The organism is Mesorhizobium kowhaii (genome assembly GCF_003253745.1).
Classification (GTDB): Bacteria; Pseudomonadota; Alphaproteobacteria; order Rhizobiales; family Rhizobiaceae; genus Mesorhizobium; species Mesorhizobium kowhaii.
On sequence record NZ_MZXV01000040.1, the window covers coordinates 181354 to 198098 of the forward strand.

General features: G+C 62.3%; 20 protein-coding genes. 10 read left to right on the top strand and 10 right to left on the bottom strand.

The features are described from left to right. Positions 1-39 precede the first annotated feature (39 nt). Both B5V02_RS19900 and hutC read left to right on the top strand, forming a co-directional pair. Entirely contained in the window at positions 40-1392 is a 1353-nt protein-coding gene (locus B5V02_RS19900; protein WP_111545826.1) for a formimidoylglutamate deiminase, read from the top strand. Continuing rightward, positions 1389-2129 (top strand): histidine utilization transcriptional repressor HutC, encoded by a 741-nt coding sequence (gene hutC / locus B5V02_RS19905; protein WP_111545827.1) that lies wholly within the window; start codon positions 1389-1391, stop codon positions 2127-2129. The genes B5V02_RS19900 and hutC overlap by 4 nt, the downstream gene beginning before the upstream one ends. 160 nt (positions 2130-2289) lie before the next feature. Here hutC and B5V02_RS19910 read toward each other — a convergent pair whose 3' ends face one another. Continuing rightward, the gene (locus tag B5V02_RS19910; protein ID WP_111545828.1) at positions 2290-2634 is read right to left on the bottom strand and encodes a RidA family protein; all 345 of its coding nucleotides are present in this window, start codon (positions 2632-2634) and stop codon (positions 2290-2292) included. Positions 2635-2872: 238 nt separating this feature from the next. Here B5V02_RS19910 and aztA point away from each other — a divergent pair, with 238 nt between their 5' ends. From aztA to B5V02_RS19940, 6 genes are all read left to right on the top strand, one after another. Further along, a complete protein-coding gene (gene aztA / locus B5V02_RS19915) occupies positions 2873-3691 on the top strand; it encodes a zinc ABC transporter ATP-binding protein AztA (RefSeq protein ID WP_111545829.1) in 819 nt (272 codons plus the stop codon). Continuing rightward, positions 3691-4566, top strand: coding sequence for a zinc ABC transporter permease AztB (aztB, locus tag B5V02_RS19920; RefSeq protein WP_111545830.1), 876 nt, complete (start codon positions 3691-3693; stop codon positions 4564-4566). The genes aztA and aztB overlap by 1 nt, the downstream gene beginning before the upstream one ends. A gap of 42 nt (positions 4567-4608) precedes the next feature. Further along, positions 4609-5550, top strand: a complete 942-nt coding sequence (aztC, locus tag B5V02_RS19925) for a zinc ABC transporter substrate-binding protein AztC (protein ID WP_111545831.1) — start codon at positions 4609-4611, stop codon at positions 5548-5550. Positions 5551-5703: 153 nt separating this feature from the next. Then, positions 5704-6126 carry a YeeE/YedE family protein gene (locus B5V02_RS19930; RefSeq protein WP_111545832.1) on the top strand — a complete coding sequence of 141 codons (423 nt, stop codon included), beginning with the start codon at positions 5704-5706 and terminating at the stop codon, positions 6124-6126. Between the two features lie 4 nt (positions 6127-6130). Beyond that, on the top strand, positions 6131-6568 hold the full coding sequence (locus B5V02_RS19935; protein ID WP_111545833.1) for a DUF6691 family protein: 438 nt from the start codon (positions 6131-6133) through the stop codon (positions 6566-6568). Positions 6569-6636: 68 nt separating this feature from the next. Continuing rightward, entirely contained in the window at positions 6637-6975 is a 339-nt protein-coding gene (locus B5V02_RS19940) for a protein tyrosine phosphatase family protein (RefSeq protein ID WP_111545834.1), read from the top strand. A gap of 101 nt (positions 6976-7076) precedes the next feature. On the opposite strand, the gene B5V02_RS19945 is transcribed toward B5V02_RS19940, so the two are convergent. Next, the gene (locus B5V02_RS19945) at positions 7077-7544 is read right to left on the bottom strand and encodes an Lrp/AsnC family transcriptional regulator (protein ID WP_111545835.1); all 468 of its coding nucleotides are present in this window, start codon (positions 7542-7544) and stop codon (positions 7077-7079) included. 139 nt (positions 7545-7683) lie between these two features. On the opposite strand from B5V02_RS19945, the gene hppD reads away from it, so the two are divergent. After that, a complete protein-coding gene (hppD, locus tag B5V02_RS19950) occupies positions 7684-8796 on the top strand; it encodes a 4-hydroxyphenylpyruvate dioxygenase (protein ID WP_111545836.1) in 1113 nt (370 codons plus the stop codon). A 51-nt stretch (positions 8797-8847) separates the two neighbouring features. Here the strand turns inward: hppD and B5V02_RS19955 are convergent, their stop codons facing one another. The 5 genes from B5V02_RS19955 to hmgA all read right to left on the bottom strand — a co-directional run bounded on the left by B5V02_RS19955 (position 8848) and on the right by hmgA (position 12977). Then, entirely contained in the window at positions 8848-9390 is a 543-nt protein-coding gene (locus B5V02_RS19955; RefSeq protein WP_111545837.1) for a DinB family protein, read from the bottom strand. Positions 9391-9394: 4 nt separating this feature from the next. Continuing rightward, positions 9395-9688, bottom strand: coding sequence for a hypothetical protein (locus tag B5V02_RS19960; protein ID WP_111545838.1), 294 nt, complete (start codon positions 9686-9688; stop codon positions 9395-9397). A gap of 4 nt (positions 9689-9692) precedes the next feature. Beyond that, the gene (locus B5V02_RS19965) at positions 9693-10706 is read right to left on the bottom strand and encodes a fumarylacetoacetate hydrolase family protein (RefSeq protein ID WP_111545839.1); all 1014 of its coding nucleotides are present in this window, start codon (positions 10704-10706) and stop codon (positions 9693-9695) included. Between the two features lie 91 nt (positions 10707-10797). Further along, positions 10798-11652 carry an MBL fold metallo-hydrolase gene (locus tag B5V02_RS19970; RefSeq protein ID WP_167458577.1) on the bottom strand — a complete coding sequence of 285 codons (855 nt, stop codon included), beginning with the start codon at positions 11650-11652 and terminating at the stop codon, positions 10798-10800. 11 nt (positions 11653-11663) lie between these two features. Continuing rightward, on the bottom strand, positions 11664-12977 hold the full coding sequence (hmgA, locus tag B5V02_RS19975) for a homogentisate 1,2-dioxygenase (protein ID WP_111545841.1): 1314 nt from the start codon (positions 12975-12977) through the stop codon (positions 11664-11666). A gap of 100 nt (positions 12978-13077) precedes the next feature. Here hmgA and B5V02_RS19980 point away from each other — a divergent pair, with 100 nt between their 5' ends. Then, positions 13078-13515, top strand: a complete 438-nt coding sequence (locus B5V02_RS19980; protein WP_111545915.1) for a MarR family winged helix-turn-helix transcriptional regulator — start codon at positions 13078-13080, stop codon at positions 13513-13515. Between the two features lie 8 nt (positions 13516-13523). On the opposite strand, the gene B5V02_RS19985 is transcribed toward B5V02_RS19980, so the two are convergent. Genes B5V02_RS19985 through B5V02_RS19995 form a run of 3 tightly spaced genes read right to left on the bottom strand, consistent with a single transcriptional unit; the run spans position 13524 to position 16449 of the window. Further along, complete coding sequence (locus B5V02_RS19985; RefSeq protein WP_111545842.1) at positions 13524-14141, bottom strand: DUF4304 domain-containing protein; 618 nt, start codon at positions 14139-14141, stop codon at positions 13524-13526. 33 nt (positions 14142-14174) lie between these two features. Continuing rightward, entirely contained in the window at positions 14175-15209 is a 1035-nt protein-coding gene (tdh, locus tag B5V02_RS19990) for an L-threonine 3-dehydrogenase (RefSeq protein WP_111545843.1), read from the bottom strand. A 52-nt stretch (positions 15210-15261) separates the two neighbouring features. Next, positions 15262-16449, bottom strand: a complete 1188-nt coding sequence (locus B5V02_RS19995; protein ID WP_111545916.1) for a glycine C-acetyltransferase — start codon at positions 16447-16449, stop codon at positions 15262-15264. Positions 16450-16745 lie beyond the last annotated feature (296 nt).

Here is a 16745-nt window from a genome sequence, read left to right on the forward strand (position 1 = left end):
TGCCATCATCGCATACGAGACAGGGAACCGGAGAGAAAAGTGACTGATATCTTCGCGGAACAGGCGCTCCTTCCCAATGGCTGGCACAGCGATGTGCGGATCACCTTGGCCAATGGGCGCATAACGACCGTCGAGCCGGCAGCCACCGCCGTGGCCGGCGACGAACGCCACGCGATCCTGCTGCCCGGCATGCCCAATTTGCACGGCCATGCCTTCCAGCGCGGCATGGCCGGATTGGCCGAGCTTCGCGGCCCTTCCGCCGACAGTTTCTGGAGCTGGCGCGAGGTGATGTACCGCTTCGCCCTGTCGATGACGCCCGACCAGGTCGAGGCGGTTGCCGCGCAGCTCTATGTCGAGATGCTGGAGGCCGGTTTTTCGCGCGTTGGCGAATTTCACTATCTGCATCACGACCGCGACGGAAAACCCTATGCCAACCTTGCCGAGATGGCCGAACGAATCGCGGCCGCGGCCGGCAAAACGGGCATCGGCCTGACGCTGCTGCCGGTGTTCTACGCGCACTCGTCTTTCGGAGGCGCTGCGCCAAACGAAGGTCAACGGCGTTTCATCAACGATGTGAATCGGTTCTCCAGGCTTGTTGAGAAATGCCGCGAATCGGTTCGTGCGTTGAATCAGGCTGTCGTCGGCGTTGCTCCGCACAGTTTGCGCGCTGCGACACCTGAGGAATTGACTGAGGTGGCCGCCATGGCGCCGGATGGGCCAATCCATATCCACGTCGCCGAGCAGGTGAAGGAAGTCGAGGATTGCCTTGCCTGGTCGGGCGCGCGGCCGGTGGAATTCCTGCTGGCCAACGCGAAAGTAGACCAACGCTGGTGTCTGATCCACGCCACCCACATGACCGACGCGGAAACGGTCGGGATGGCCAGGAGTGGAGCGATCGCCGGCCTTTGTCCGATCACCGAGGCCAATCTCGGTGACGGCACTTTTGCAGCGCCGCTGTTCAGAGAGCATGGCGGCCGCTTCGGCGTCGGCTCCGATTCCAACGTGCTGGTCGGCCTGCCCGACGAGTTGCGCCAGCTCGAATATTCGCAACGCCTCGCCCATCGCGCCCGCAATGTGCTGGCTGTGGCCGGCGGCTCGACCGGCCGTGCGCTGTTCGATGCCGCGCTCGACGGCGGCAGTGTCGCCCTTGGGGCAGGCGCCTCGCAAATCGCCGCCGGCGCATCCGCCGATCTCGTCTCCCTCGACGCCGGCAATCCCTCGCTGGCCGGCAAGACCGGTGACGCGATCCTCGATGCCTGGATCTTCGCCAATGGCAGCAAGGTCGACTGCGTCTGGGTGCATGGCAACAAACAGGTCAGCGGCGGCCGGCATGCAAGGCGCGAGGCCATCACCGATCGGTTTCGCAGCGTGATGACGGCGCTTTCGGCATGAGCGTGATCGAGACAGCGGATGCGGAAGGCGGCGTCTCGCTGCACCAGCGCATCCTGTCCGACATCAGCGAAAAGATCCTTTCCGGTGCCTGGGCGCCCGGCCATCGCATCCCGTTCGAGCACGAACTGAGCGCGCAATACAATTGCTCGCGCATGACGGTGAACAAGGCGCTGTCGCAACTTGCCAAGGCGGGGCTGATCGAGCGGCGGCGGCGCTCCGGCAGTTTTGTCCGCCAACCGCAGTCGCAAGCGGCAGTGCTGGAGATCCATGACATCCGGGTCGAGGTCGAAGCACTCGGCCTGCCTTATCGCTACGAGCGCGTGGCGCGGCACAAAAGGCGCAGCGACGCCGAGGACCGCGCCTTGCTGGAGCTCGGCGCCGCTGGGCCGGTGCTGGCACTGGAATGCCGGCATTTCGCCGGCAAGCGGCCGTTCGCGCATGAGCAGCGGCTGATCAACCTGGCCGCCGTGCCTGAAGCGGTCGACGAGGAATTCCTGGCCATCGCACCCAGCCCGTGGCTGATCGGCCGCGTGCCGTGGAGCGAGGCCGAGCATCGCATCCGTGCGGTTGGCGCCGACAAGCGGATCGCCGCGGCGCTCTACATCGCAACCGGCGCACCTTGTCTGGTGGTCGAGCGTCGGACATGGAGCGCCGAACATCCGGTCACCCATGTGCGCTTCACCTACGCGGCCGACAGCCACACGCTGGTGGCGCGATTCAGGCCGTCGCAGGGGTAGCACCACACCTTCTCCCCTTGTGGGAGAAGGTGGATCGGCGCTTTAGCGCCGAGACGGATGAGGGGTGCTGGAAGGAATGAAACATTAGAATATCGAACGATTTTAGATGTTTAATACTTCGACGTAGCGATCCTTCCAACACCCCTCATCCGGCCGCGCCTCAAATCGCCGCTGTAACAATAATCTCGACCAGATATTCCGGTCCGGCGAGCTTTGCCTCGCCGGTGGCGCGGGCTGGCGTGTTGCCTTGCGGCACCCACTTGTCCCATTCCGCGTTCATCTCGGCAAAGGTGCCCATGTCGGCCAGCCAGATGATCGCCTGCAGGATCTTGGTCTTGTCCGAACCAGCCTTGGCCAGCAGTTCGTCGATAGCCGCCAGGATATCCCTGGTCTGCGAGGCGACGTTGCCGCTCGGCTGACCAACCTGGCCGGCCAGATAGACGGTGTTGCCGTGGATGACGATCTGGCTCATGCGCGGGCCAACATCGATGCGACGAATGCTCATGGGAGGGTTCCTTCCTTTGTGGTCGCGCTTCTTTAGAGTTGCGGCCGGCTCCGGGCAAGGTCGCGCAACCAATCCCTTGGCGAATCCCCTTGGGCCAACCGCGTATGATGTCCAGACACGGCAAGTTGACCCGGCAGCCGCAATTCCGCCCGATTGGCTTGTTGACTAATGTAATAACATCACATATCCAATCGGCCGCTGCCAACAGCCGGATTTCGCTGCCCCCACGGATCGCAGAATGACAAATACCTGCCTGACCTTCCGAGACCTGACGCTTGGCTACGGCAGCCACCCGGCGATCCATCATCTTGACGGCACGATTCGCAAAGGCTCGCTGACTGCCGTGGTCGGCGCCAACGGCTCCGGCAAATCGACGCTGATGAAAGGCATTGTCGGCGTCCTGAAGCCGATGGCCGGCGAGGTGATCCGCGCGCCTGGCGTGCGTGCGGCCTATCTGCCGCAGCAATCGGAACTCGACCGCTCCTTTCCGGCGCGGGTGGTTGACCTGGTCTCGCTTGGCCTGTGGCCACGGCGCGGCCTGCTCGGCCGCCATACCAGGGAAGATCGCGATTCCGTCAGCCAGGCGCTGATGGCCGTCGGCCTCGGCGGCTTCGAAAAGCGGCCGATCGACACGCTGTCAGGCGGCCAGTTGCAACGCACGCTGTTTGCGCGTGTCTTGCTGCAGGATGCCGACCTCATCCTGCTCGACGAGCCGTTCAATGCTGTCGACGCCAAGACGGTCGGCGACCTGATCGCATTGATCAAGCATTGGCATGGCGAGGAGCGCACCATCATGGTCGTCGTCCACGATCTGGATCTGGTGCGCCAGAATTTCCCCGAAACGCTGCTGCTTGCCCGCCAGCCGATTGCCTGGGGCGAGACCAGGGAAACGCTGAAGCCGGAGAACCTGTTGCGCGCCCGCCGCTTCCACGAAGCCTGGGAAGAGAATGCGCCCTGGTGCGAGCCAGACGAGCATACTCATGACCACGACCATCATGGCCATGCTCATGATCATGATCATGAGCATCACCACGGCGCCGGACCGAGGGCCGCCTGATGGACACGCTTTACGGTCTTTTCATCGCGCCCTTTGCCGATTTCGGTTTCATGCAGCGAGCGCTGATCGGTTCGCTGATGCTGTCGCTCGGCGCCTGCCCGGTTGGCGTCTTCCTGATGCTGCGGCGCATGAGCCTGTCCGGCGACGCCATGGCGCATGCCATCCTGCCAGGTGCCGCCGCCGGTTTCTTGTTCTACGGGCTGGAGATTTTGCCGATGACCATCGGCGGCCTGATCGCCGGCGTCATCGTGGCGCTCGGTGCCGGCGCCGTCTCCCGCTTCACCATCCAGCGCGAAGACGCCTCGATGGCGGCCTTCTATCTCATTTCGCTCGCCATCGGCGTTTTGATGGTGTCGATCCGCGGCTCCAGCGTCGATCTCATGCATGTGCTGTTCGGCACCGTGCTGGCGCTCAACGACGAAGCGCTGACGCTGATCGGCGGCATCGTGGCTGTGACTTTGGTCAGCCTCGCCATCTTCTGGCGGGCGCTGGTCGCCGAATGCCTCGATCCGCTGTTCCTGCGCTCGGTCAGCCGGCTCGGCAGCCCGGTGCATTTCATCTTCCTCGGCCTCGTCGTGCTCAACCTCGTCGGCGGCTTCCAGGCACTCGGCACGCTTCTATCGGTCGGGCTGATGATGCTGCCGGCCGCCGCCGCCCGTTTCTGGACCGTGCGCGTCGAGCCGATGTGCGTGCTGGCGGTGCTGATCGGCTTTGCCTCCTGCATCGCCGGGCTGCTTATGTCCTATCACGCGTCGCTGCCGTCCGGCCCGGCCATCATCCTGTCGGCCGGCGTCGTCTATTTCGCCTCGATCCTGTTTGGCACGCGCGGCATTCTACGCGCCCGCATCATCCATCACCGTCACAGAACGGCCTGATCCCCAACCCGCCCCTAAAAGCCCCGAAAAGGAGACCCGCCCATGCTGAAATCGATCCGCGCCGCACTGGCGATGAGTGTTATAACATTAACTGCCATGGGCGCATCGCCGGCCTTTGCGGCACCGCTGAAAGTGGTCGCCAGCTTCACCATCATTGCCGATTTTGCCAAAAATGTCGGTGGCGACCGCATCGATGTCACCACCATCGTCGGGCCAGATGGCGACGCCCATGTCTACGAGCCAAGCCCGGCCGACGCGGTGGCGATGGCCAAGGCCGACATCGTGCTGGTCAACGGCCTGCATTTCGAAGGTTTTCTGCAGCGGCTGGTCGATGCCAGCGCCACCAAGGCCTCGATCGTCACCTTGACCAAGGGCGTGACATCGATCGATTTCAAACCTGAATTCGCCGACGCCGACGCGGCCGAAGGTGCGGGCACCGGCGGCGGCAAGACGGTCACCGATCCGCACGCCTTCCAGTCGATCGCCAATGCCAAGATCTACGTCAAGAACATCGCCGAAGCCTTCTGCGCGGCTGATGCCGATGGCTGCGTCAGCTACCAGACCAATGCCGCCGCCTACACCAAGAAGCTCGACGCGGTCGAAGGCGAAGTGAAGGCCGCGATCGCCTCGATCCCCGAAGCGAAGCGCGTGGTCATCACTTCACATGACGCCTTCGGCTATTTCGAGCACGAATACGGCCTGACCTTCCTCGCCCCGCAAGGCATCTCGACGGACTCCGAGCCGTCCGCCGCCGATGTCGCCAAGCTGGTCACTCAGGTGAAGCAGGACAAGGCCGCGGCGATCTTCGTCGAAAACATCACCAACCCGCGCCTGATCGAGCAGATCGCCAGCGAGACCAGCATCAAGGTGGGCGGCACGCTCTATTCGGACGCGCTGTCGCAGCCCGACGGCCCGGCCTCGACCTATATCGACATGATGCACAACAACATCCGTCAGATCAAAGGCGCCATCCTCGGTAGCTGACGCGGTTCCTCCCCGAAAGGCGGAGCCGTTCTCCGCCTTTCTTTTCCGCTCTGGCCAGCTTGAGCTGGATTCTTCGCCGGCAATGTCTATCTGCGCTATGATGTCCATCCGCGCGAAGATGCGGATCGACCGCAGATCGAAAGCCGCATTGCCATGACAGACTTCACGCCTTTCCAGTCGCTGCTTGGCGGCGCCCTCATTGGCCTGTCGGCAGTGCTTTTGATGGCGCTGCACGGTCGGATTGCCGGGATGACCGGCATCCTGACCGGTGTCATCCCGCCGCTTTCTCCTGAATGGCGCTGGCGGGCCGCCTTTCTCGCCGGCGCCGTGGCAGCGCCGCTTCTCTATCAGATTGTCGGCGGACACATCGCTTTCAGCGTGCCTGTGCCGACGCTGGCACTTGTCGTCGGCGGCTTCCTGGTCGGCATCGGCGTGCATTTCGGTGGCGGCTGCCCGAGTGGACACGGCATTTGCGGCATAGCAAGGCTGTCGCCACGCTCGATCGTCGCTGTCGCGACCTTCATGATCGCCGCCTTCGCCACCGTCTTCATCATCCGCCACGCGATCGGAGGCTGAGCCCGTGAACAAGCTCGTCTCGGCATTCCTGATCGGTGGGGTTTTCGGCCTTGGCATCGCCGTGTCCGGGATGATCAATCCAGCCAAGGTGCTGAACTTCTTCGATATCGCCGGCACCTGGGATCCAAGCTTGATCTTCGTCATGGGTGGCGGACTGGCGGTCGCCTTCGCCGGCTACCGCCTGATATTCCGCCGCCGCAAGGCGCCGCTGTTCGAACCATCTTTCGCGCTGCCGACGAAGCGTGCCATCGACACCGAGCTGGTCGGCGGCGCCGCTGTCTTCGGCATCGGCTGGGGCATTGCCGGCTTCTGCCCGGGCGGTGCCATCCCTGCCCTTGGCCTTGGCTATTCACAAACGGCGATCTTTGTCGCGGCGGTGATCGCCGGAATCGTCGTGGCGCGTTTCGCCCGGGCGCGGCTTGCTCAGCCGGCTGCAGCATAGGATTCAGTTGCCGACCACATCAGAGAGTGGCAAGACTTCTCGCCAAATCAGATTGCGAGGATGCTGCCATGGAATATCGCGAAATCAGCGAGGACTATTCGGTCTCGGGCCAGATCCAGCCCGAAGACGTCGCCGCCATCAAGGAAGCCGGCTTCAAGAGCGTCATCTGCAACCGGCCCGATGACGAACAGCCTGGCCAGCCTTCGGCCGACACACTCAAAGCCGCGGTCGAGGCCGCTGGCCTGGCCTTCCGCTACATCCCCGTCATCAGCGGCCAGATCACGGCCGAGAATGTCGAGGACCAGGCCGAGGCGTTGGACGAGCTCGACGGCCCGGTTTTCGCCTACTGCCGCTCCGGCGCCCGCTGCACCAATCTTTACGGGTTGATCCAGCAGTCGAAGGGGTGAGTGGCTGAAATCAAGTTTCGCACGGTGGCGATCCTTCACGCCCCTTCTGTCCGGCAGGACAGAGGGGGCGCTGTCTCTTCAGCATTTCGAACGAAATCTGCCTAAATCGGCAGCGCGCCGGTTTCCTTGAGCGTTTCGAGCACGATCGCCGTCTTCACATGCTGAACGGATTCGTGCGGCAAGAGCACGCCGTTGACGAACTCCGATAGCGACTTCAGGTCGGGCGTCACCACTTTCAGGATATAGTCCATCTCGCCGGTCAGCGCGTGCGCCTCCTGCACCTCGGGCAGCCGCGCCACCAGTTCGCCGAAGCGCCTGGCATTGTCGCGGTTGTGGGTGGCCAATGTCACCGAGATGACGTTGACCAAGGAAAACCCGAGTTTGTCGCGGTCGAGCACGGCGTGATAACCCTTGATGTAGCCGTCCTCCTCGAGCCGCTGGCGGCGGCGCGAGCATTGTGACGCCGACAGGTTCACCCGCTCCGACAAATCATTGTTGGTCAGCCCCGCATCGTCCTGCAAAAGCGCCAGTATCTTGCGGTCAAACTGATCAATGCGCGTCTCATCCATGGATTTAGTCTTCATCATGCACGCTTCACGCATGAATTGATCATTTCAAGCGTTTGAATGCAAGCACCATGCGCGTGCTCCGCGCTATGATGGCTTGAGATGGGCCTTTTCAGGCCGAGCCAGCTTCCGGAGAAATATCATGGGTCCCTTCCCGCACGACGCCCCGCCCGCTGAGATCAGCAAGGACAACCCGGCCGGCACGGATGGATTCGAGTTTGTCGAGTTCGCGCATCCGGAGCCGGAAAAGCTCGCCGAACTGTTCACCCGCATGGGCTATGTCGCGGTGGCCAAGCACCGCACGAAAGACATCACCGTCTGGCGCCAGGGCGACATCAACTATGTCGTCAATGCCGAACCGGGCTCGCACGCGATGAAGTTCGCCGACAAGCACGGTCCCTGCGCTGCCTCGATGGCCTGGCGGGTGGTCGATGCCAAGCACGCTTTCGACCACGCCGTCTCCAAGGGCGCTACCCCTTACGAAAGCGACGACAAGGCGCTCGACGTGCCGGCCATCGTCGGCATCGGCGGCTCGCTGCTCTATTTCATCGAGACCTATAGCAAGAAGGGCTCGGTCTATGATGCCGAGTTCGAGTGGCTGGGCGCACGCGACCCGAAGCCGCAAGGCGTCGGCTTCTACTATCTCGACCACCTCACCCACAATGTCTATCGCGGCCAGATGGACAAATGGTGGGATTTCTACCGCAATTTGTTCGGCTTCAAGCAGATCCATTTCTTCGACATTGACGGCAAGATCACCGGGCTGGTCAGCCGCGCCATCACCTCGCCTTGCGGCAAGATCCGCATTCCGCTCAACGAGTCCAAGGACGAGACCAGCCAGATCGCCGAGTATCTGAAGAAGTACAATGGCGAAGGCATCCAGCACATTGCGGTGGGCACCGACGAAATCTACGCCGCCACGGACAAGTTGGCCGAAAACGGGCTGAAGTTCATGCCCGGCCCGCCGGAAACCTATTACGACATGTCCTATGACCGCGTGAACGGCCATGACGAGCCGATCGAGCGCATGAAGAAGCACGGCATCCTGATCGACGGCGAAGGCGTCGTCGACGGCGGCATGACCAAGATCCTGCTGCAGATCTTTTCGAAAACCGTGATCGGGCCGATCTTCTTCGAGTTCATCCAGCGCAAGGGCGACGAAGGTTTTGGCGAGGGCAATTTCCGAGCGCTGTTCGAATCGATCGAGCAGGACCAGATCAAGCGCGGCGTGATCAAGGTGCAGGCGGCGGAATAGAGTTCAGGTCGGGCGGATAGGACATGACCCATCTTCGGGTCATGTCCTAAATCAGATCTCGAGCCCCAACCGCTCGACCTCTTCTCTCCTCAACTTCGCATCATAATCGAGCAGGAACTCGTCGAGTTGCGGCGGCTTGACCGAGGTGCCGGACAGCATTGCATGCACCTGGCCGCGATGATGGATGTCGTGCAGGAAGACATGGGCGAGGATGTCGCCGATGCGCTCGGGGATCATGCCGTCCTCGCGCCGGTCGGTGACAACCTGCCGATCGAGATCGGCTGCCGAGAGCCGGTCGCAAAAAGCGATCAGGCGCCGGTCGGCGGCGACCTGGGCTACAAACAACGCCTGTGGCTCCTCGATCGGCACGAAATCGTCATGGGCGGCAGCGCCGACACCGCCCTCTTCGAGAAAATCGAGATAGAGAAGATCGACCGCAAGGATGTGGTTGAGCGTTGCCTTGATAGAGGGAAAGAAGCTGGTTCGCTCGGCTGCGAATTCGCCGGGCTTGAGCGACAATACGGCGCGATAGAGCCGATCATTCGACCAGAGATTGTTGGCGGCCATGCGGCGCAGATGATCCAGCAGGTTCATGGCTTTATCCAATTGACCGGACCAGATTCAAGCCTGCCCACAGAAGCACAAATCCGGCAAGAACGACCAGCAGGAGCCGGTTCATGCGCCGCCGCATGGCTTGCGTTTCCTTGTCCCGCGCGACTTTCATATTGGTGATGGTGTGGAACATCATCGCCTTGCGCGGAAAGCCGCTGCGGTTGGTCAGGTCCGGCGAGCGGGCCTCGATGCGATAGCTCAGCCGGATCGCCAGGATGAACACCGCCAGCATGGCAAGCGCCCAGACACAAGCCAGCAGATAGAATGCCTCCCCCGTCATTCCCTCACCTCTCGTATGTCTCGACCTTCTGCTCGATAGCGCCGAAGATCGAATGACCCGTCCTGTCCTTCATCTCGATGCGCACCGTGTCGCCGAAGCGCAGGAACGGCGTTTTGGGTGCGCCTGATACAATGGTCTCGATCATGCGCAGTTCGGCGATGCAGGAGTAGCCGGCGCCGCCAGCCGAGACAGGCTTGCCCGGCCCGCCGTCGAGCTTGTTGGAGACGGTGCCGGAGCCGATGATCGTACCGGCAGCCAGTGGCCGCGTTTTCGCAGCGTGGACGATCAGCGCCGGAAAATCGAAGGTCATGTCGACGCCGGCATTGGCCCGGCCGAACGGCTTGCCGTTGAGGTCGGCAAGCAGCGGCAGGCTGACCTTGCCGCCATCCCAGGCGTCGCCCAGTTCATCCGGCGTCACCGCCACCGGCGAAAAGGCCGAGGAGGGTTTTGATTGAAAGAAGCCAAAACCCTTGGCGAGTTCCGGTCCGGTGAGTGCGCGCAGCGTCACGTCGTTGACCAGCATCACCAGCCGGATCGCGGCACGCGCCTCATCGAGGCTGGCGTCCATCGGCACATCGTCAACGACAACAGCGACTTCCCCTTCCATATCGATGCCCAAGGCCTCGTCAGCCATGCGGATCGGGTCGCGCGGCGCAATGAAGGAATCCGAGCCGCCCTGGTAGATCAGCGGGTCGGTCCAGAAACTTGCCGGCATCTCGACCCCGCGCGCCTTCCGCACCAGCTCGACATGGTTCACATAGGCCGAGCCATCGGCCCATTGATAGGCACGCGGCAACGGCGAATGGGCATCATGCTCGTGGAAGCGCTCCGACGGCATCGCATTGTTTTCCAGCGATTCCGCTATTGTCGCGAGATGCGGCGCGATGCGGTGCCAGTCGTCGAGCGCCGCCTGCAGCGTGCGCACCAGGAACGAGGCATCGGTGAAGCGTGTCAGGTCGCGCGAGACGACGACGAGTTTTCCGTCGCGCGTCCCGTCCTTCAGTGTGGCAAGCTTCATGCGGTTTCCTCTCCTTGTGCAGCTTTCTCGCTGCTTTGGATTTTTGTTTTACGCATGATCTTGTCCGAAAACCGGTTTCCACTTTTCGGGATCATGCGAGCTCTACAACAAGGCCGTCGCGGGCGATCGTCAAGTCGCCGGCCCATGTTTTCCTGACAGCGGCGATCCAGTCGGCCTCGACGATCCCGGGATCGTCGGCCGGAATGAGGTGGTTGAGCACCAGCCTCTTCACGCCGGCATCGCTGGCGATGCGCCCGGCCTCCTCGGCAAAGCTGTGGCTGGCGAGCAGATGTTCTTTCAGCCGCGCGCCATTACCGGTCTTGGCCACCAGCCGCTCGATGCCTTCCTCCAGCATGGCTTCGTGGACGAGGATATCGGCGCCTTGGGCAAAATTGGCGAGCGGCGGGAAGAAGGCCGTGTCGGCGGAGAACACCACGCTTTTCCCGCCATGTTCGAAGCGCAGGGCGAAGCAGTCGGTCACCGGCGGATGGTCGACCCGCAAAGCTGAAACCTTGAGGCCCCGTTGCTCGACAACCAAGCCTTCGGCGAATTCGTTGATCGAAACCAGCTCGCGAATATCCGGCCGGCCCTCGTCAACGATGCGGATCTCGATGTCGAATTCCATCGCCTGACAAAAGCGCCGCCAGTAATGGCCGGTGCCGGGCGGGCCGAACACGCTGACCGGCGAGGCCAGACCGGCCGTCCAGGCGGTGTGGACCAGCGGCCCGAGTTCCAGCACATGGTCGGAATGCAGATGCGTGATGAAGATCAGGTCGAGCGCCTTCAGGGTGATGCCGGCATCGACCAGAGCCCGCGTCACGCCAAGCCCGCAGTCGACGACAATGGTCCGGCCACCGATCTGCAGCAGCGACGAGCTCGGCCACGGTCCGCCGGGCCGCAGCGCCGGGCCGCCCTTCGAGCCCAAAAGCACCAGCCGATCCGGCATGGACTCGCTGCTCAAGACCAGTCGCCCTCGGGCGTGCCGTTGAAGCGCTTCTTCAGGTCGGCCCAGCAGTCGATGTAATTGTCCTGCCGGGTTTCGAGTTCGGCGCCATAGCGGGTCAACATCTGCGGAAAACGGGTCTCGAACATGAAGGCCATGGTGTTGTCGAGCTTGACCGGTTTCAGGTCCGCGCGCGAGGCCTTTTCGAAGCCAGGCGCATCCGGCCCATGGGCCAGCATCAGATTGTGCAGGCTGATGCCGCCGGGGACAAAACCTTCCTCCTTGGCGTCGTACTGGCCATGGATCAGCCCCATGAACTCGCTCATGATGTTGCGGTGATACCAAGGCGGACGGAACGTGTCCTCCGCCACCAGCCAGCGCGGCGGGAAGATGACGAAGTCGATGTTGGCGGTGCCTTCTTCGCCGCTTGGCGCCGTCAGCACGGTGAAGATCGACGGGTCGGGATGGTCGAACAACAGCGCGCCGACCGGCGAAAAGGTCACCAGATCATATTTGTAGGGCGCGTAGTTGCCGTGCCAGGCCACGACATCGAGCGGCGAATGGCCGATCTCGGTGACATGGAAATTTCCGCACCATTTCACGATCAGCCGGCACGGCGTTTCCTTCTCCTCGAACCAGGCGCAAGGCGTCTTGAAATCGCGCGGGTTGGCCAGGCAATTGGCGCCGATCGGGCCACGGTCCGGCAGCGTCAGCTTGGCACCGTAGTTCTCGCAGACATAGCCGCGCACTTCGGCATCGACCAGCTCGACCTTGAAGACAAGCCCGCGGGGCAGCACGGCAATCTCGCCGGGCCTAAGCTCGATCACGCCCATCTCGGTGACGAAGCGCAAAGCGCCGACCTGCGGCACAATGAGCAACTCGCCATCGGCGTTGAAGAAATGATCGTCGACCATAGAGCGGTTGGCGACATAGACGTGGGCCGCCATGCCGGTTTGCCCGAGCACGTCGCCGGCGGTGGTTATGCTGCTCATGCCGGCGATGAAATCGGTCGGCTCTTTCGGCATCGGCACCGGGTTCCAGCGGTACTGGCCAAGCGCCAGCTTGTGGTCGCCGACATTGGGAGCGCTTTTCCACAAGGGATAGTTCGCCGGCTTGAAGCGGCCGGTGTGCTTGACGCTCGGCCGGATCCGATAGAGCCAGGAGCGCTCATTGGTGCCGCGCGGGGCGGTGAAGGGCGAGCCGGAAAGCTGCTCGGCATAGAGGCCATAGGCCGGCCGCTGCGGCGAGTTCCGCCCCTGCGGCAACGAGCCGGGCAGCGTCTCGGTTTCGAAGTCGTTGCCGAAGCCCGGCATATAGGAAAAGGCCATTGCTTCCTCCCGGAATGGATCTCAATTGACCAAACTGGTTTCATTTGTAACCATCGAAAATGTAACTATCAATGCCAATGCTTCCGCCGGGATATGCAACATGGAACCGGAAATCCTCGACCTGGAAAACTTCCTCCCCTACCGGCTCTATCGGCTTGCCGACGCCGTCAGCCGGGAATTCGCGGGGATATACAAGGACAGCCATGGCCTGACCCGGCCTGAATGGCGCACCCTTTCGGGGCTTGGCCAGCACGGCACGATGACCGCGACAGCACTCGGCGAGCAATCGGCGATGCACAAGACCAAGGTGTCGCGCGCCGTCGCCGAACTCGAACGGCGGCGCTGGCTGACCCGAACTCCTGATGAAAACGACCGCCGCGTCGAGCATCTGACGCTGACCAAAGCCGGCCTTGCCGCCTATGCCGAGATGGTGCCGCTAGCGAAAGCGTTCGAGCGGGGGTTGCTGGCGAAGCTGAACGCCGGCGAGCGCGCGGCGATCGCGGAAGGATTGGCTGCGCTCGAAAGAAACCTGGCCTAGACCAAAAATTAAATAGCAGTTGGTGGTGCACCTAACTTGAAGTAAGTGCGCTCGGCTTCGATCATCTCCATCACTTGGCTCCGAAACGCTACTGCGTCATCGACGTGAGCCAAGAGCGACTTCGCTCGCGATGCTACGGGCTCCCGTACGCTCTGAAGCATAAATCTAGCCGTGCTGAGATCACCGGCCAAGCCTGCCGCCACACCAGCGTGGAAAGCAGCCCAGACGCCATGTTCACCCGATTTCAATTCGTCTACCAAGGTCGTAGCTGCTGTGGGTAAAGAGGCGAACATCGATTGATGAATCTGGTCAACTTCAGCCGCCTTCCTGGCCATTTGACCGGCCAACGGAAGAAACTGCTCAGGGGTCTCGAACTCAACGAACGAGCCGACGCGCTCACAGCGATCGAAGGTCAATGTGTGCCTTAACGAACCCCAAAGCCAGTGAACCGCTACGTTCAGGTAAGAGCCTTTCGACCAAGAGCTGGGTTGAAACTCGACGACACTTAGCCAGAAACCACGATCAGCAATCCAGGTTCGCGATTGACCCTTCCGCCGAAATCCGGAGGGTTGCAATGCGATCTTTGCCTGCGAGGCAATGATACGTCCGTGCTCGTTGTCCGCCATCTTGCACCCCACACAAAGCAATGGGCTGGCAACCTACCAGTCCATCACCACCTTGCCGGAACTGCCGCTGCGCATCGCATCGAAGCCGGTCTGAAAGTCGTCGATGCCGATGCGGTGCGTGATCAGACCCGAAACATCGAGCGGGCCCTGCACCAGCGCGATCATCTTGTACCAGGTCTCGAACATCTCGCGGCCGTAGATGCCCTTGAGATGCAGCATCTTGAAGATGACCTTGTTCCAGTCGATCTCGAAGCCGGTCGGCGCAATGCCGAGAATGGCGATCTTGCCGCCATTGTTCATGGTGTCGATCATGTCGCGGAAGGCGGGGGCGGCGCCCGACATTTCGAGGCCGACGTCGAAACCCTCGGTCATGCCGAGCATCGGCATGACGTCGCGCAGCTTTTCCTTCGAGGCATCGACGACATGCTGCACGCCAAGCTTTTTGGCCAGCGCCAGCCGCACCGGGTTGATGTCGGTGATCACCACCTTTCGCGCACCGACGCATTGCGCCACCAGCGCGCCCATGATGCCGATCGGCCCGGCGCCGGTGACCAGCACGTCCTCACCGACCAGATCGAAGGACAGAGCGGTGTGAACCGCATTGCCGAGGGGATCGAAGATCGCGGCTATCTCGTCCGGCACGTCGTCGGGGATCGGCACGACATTGTGCTGCGGGATCGCCAGATACTCGCCGAAGGCGCCGGGACGGTTGACGCCGACGCCGAGCGTGTTGCGGCACAGATGCCCCCTGCCCGCGCGGCAGTTGCGGCAATGGCCGCAGACGATGTGGCCTTCGCCCGACACGCGCTGGCCAACCTTGTATTCGGTGACCGCGGCGCCGAAATCGGCGACGGTGCCGACGAATTCATGGCCAGTGACCATCGGTACCGGCACCGTCTTTTGAGCCCACTGGTCCCAATTGTAGATATGAACGTCGGTGCCGCAGATCGCGGTCTTCTTCACCTTGATCAGCACATCGTTGGGGCCGATCTCCGGCACCGGCACCTCTTCCATCCAGATGCCCGGTTCGGCCTTGGCCTTCACCAGCGCCTTCATCATGTTCGACATGCTTTTGTCCCTTGAATCTCTTGTTCCGGAATCGCTTTGCGATTCCGGCCTTTCAGGAAATCACCCCGAGTTCGCGCCCGACGGCGCCGAACGCCTCGACCGCCCGGTCGATGTCGGCACTGGAATGCGCCGCCGACATCTGCGTGCGAATGCGCGCCTGGCCCTTCGGCACCACCGGGAAGGAAAAGCCGATGACGTAGATGCCGCGCTTCAGCATGCGCGCCGCCATCTCCAGCGCCAGCGTCGCGTCGCCCAGCATTACCGGAATGATCGGATGATCGGCCCCGGCCAGCGTGAAGCCGAGCTTGCCCATTTGTGACCTGAACCGCGCCGCATTGGCATATAGGCCCTCGCGCAAGGCGTCGCCATTGCGGATCAGGTCGAACACCTTGATCGAAGCGCCGGCGATCGCCGGCATCAGCGTGTTGGAAAAGAGATAGGGCCGCGAGCGCTGGCGCAGCCAGTCGACCACCTGTTTTTTGCCTGAGGTGTAGCCGCCGGATGCGCCGCCGAGCGCCTTGCCGAGCGTGCCCGTGATGATGTCGACCCTGCCCTCGACGCCGCAATGCTCGGCCGAGCCACGGCCGTTCTGGCCGACGAAGCCGACCGCATGGCTGTCGTCGACCATCACCATGGCATCGTATTTGTCGGCGAGGTCGCAGACACCCCTGAGATTGGCGATGATGCCATCCATGGAAAACACGCCGTCGGTGGCGATCAGCCGAAAGCGGCAGTCCTTCGCCTCCTTCAACCGCGCTTCGAGGTCGGCCATGTCGTTGTTGGCGTAGCGGAAGCGTTTTGCCTTCGACAGCCGCACGCCGTCGATGATCGAGGCGTGGTTCAGCGCATCGGAAATGATCGCATCATCCTCGCCGAGCAGTGTCTCGAACAGGCCGCCATTGGCGTCGAAACAGGAGCCGTAGAGGATGGTGTCCTCCAGGCCGAGGAAGGATGAAATCGTCGCCTCGAGCTGTTTGTGCTCCTCCTGCGTGCCGCAGATGAAGCGCACCGAGGCCATGCCGTAGCCGTAGCGGTCCAGCGCCTGGCTGGCCGCCGCGCGCAGGTCGGCGCTGTCGGCGAGGCCGAGATAGTTGTTGGCGCAGAAATTAAGCACCTTCTGGCCGCCGACCTCGATCTGCGCCGACTGGGTCGAAGAGATCACCCGCTCGGATTTATACAGGCCGGCCGATTTAAGCCCCGCGAGTTCGCTGTCGATGTGAGAGAGAAATGCTGCGGTCATGATCGGGCCTCGTTCGATGTGGGCCGACTGTCGTCCGGCCCGCGCGAAAAATCCATCGTAAAAACGACCGGATCGGTGGCAAGCGGTCCTGATGTGGATCGTCATGCGGCCGCAGAAGCGACGCCACGACAATGGTGCTGACCGACGACCGCTCAAATGCCGACACAGCGCTAAACGAGCCGATAACCATTTCACGATCTTTCCGCGTCTCCCCCTTGCCGGCCGGCTGTCGATTTCCACACCTGTTAACGTTTGCAAGCCAATGGTCCCCGCAGCAGGAATCCGTTGGCGAGAGG

Bases quoted from the DNA above. Each gene is read 5' to 3' on its own strand.
- aztB (WP_111545830.1), top strand. From the start codon at position 3,691: ATGGACACGCTTTACGGTCTTTTCATCGCGCCCTTTGCCGATTTCGGT.
- B5V02_RS19945 (WP_111545835.1), bottom strand. From the start codon at position 7,544: ATGGATGAGACGCGCATTGATCAGTTTGACCGCAAGATACTGGCGCTT.
- B5V02_RS19965 (WP_111545839.1), bottom strand. From the start codon at position 10,706: ATGAAGCTTGCCACACTGAAGGACGGGACGCGCGACGGAAAACTCGTC.
- aztC (WP_111545831.1), top strand. From the start codon at position 4,609: ATGCTGAAATCGATCCGCGCCGCACTGGCGATGAGTGTTATAACATTA.
- hutC (WP_111545827.1), top strand. From the start codon at position 1,389: ATGAGCGTGATCGAGACAGCGGATGCGGAAGGCGGCGTCTCGCTGCAC.
- aztA (WP_111545829.1), top strand. From the start codon at position 2,873: ATGACAAATACCTGCCTGACCTTCCGAGACCTGACGCTTGGCTACGGC.
- B5V02_RS19980 (WP_111545915.1), top strand. From the start codon at position 13,078: ATGGAACCGGAAATCCTCGACCTGGAAAACTTCCTCCCCTACCGGCTC.
- B5V02_RS19985 (WP_111545842.1), bottom strand. From the start codon at position 14,141: ATGGCGGACAACGAGCACGGACGTATCATTGCCTCGCAGGCAAAGATC.
- hmgA (WP_111545841.1), bottom strand. From the start codon at position 12,977: ATGGCCTTTTCCTATATGCCGGGCTTCGGCAACGACTTCGAAACCGAG.
- hppD (WP_111545836.1), top strand. From the start codon at position 7,684: ATGGGTCCCTTCCCGCACGACGCCCCGCCCGCTGAGATCAGCAAGGAC.
- tdh (WP_111545843.1), bottom strand. From the start codon at position 15,209: ATGTCGAACATGATGAAGGCGCTGGTGAAGGCCAAGGCCGAACCGGGC.
- B5V02_RS19995 (WP_111545916.1), bottom strand. From the start codon at position 16,449: ATGACCGCAGCATTTCTCTCTCACATCGACAGCGAACTCGCGGGGCTT.
- B5V02_RS19955 (WP_111545837.1), bottom strand. From the start codon at position 9,390: ATGAACCTGCTGGATCATCTGCGCCGCATGGCCGCCAACAATCTCTGG.
- B5V02_RS19910 (WP_111545828.1), bottom strand. From the start codon at position 2,634: ATGAGCATTCGTCGCATCGATGTTGGCCCGCGCATGAGCCAGATCGTC.
- B5V02_RS19960 (WP_111545838.1), bottom strand. From the start codon at position 9,688: ATGACGGGGGAGGCATTCTATCTGCTGGCTTGTGTCTGGGCGCTTGCC.
- B5V02_RS19940 (WP_111545834.1), top strand. From the start codon at position 6,637: ATGGAATATCGCGAAATCAGCGAGGACTATTCGGTCTCGGGCCAGATC.
- B5V02_RS19970 (WP_167458577.1), bottom strand. From the start codon at position 11,652: ATGCCGGATCGGCTGGTGCTTTTGGGCTCGAAGGGCGGCCCGGCGCTG.
- B5V02_RS19930 (WP_111545832.1), top strand. From the start codon at position 5,704: ATGACAGACTTCACGCCTTTCCAGTCGCTGCTTGGCGGCGCCCTCATT.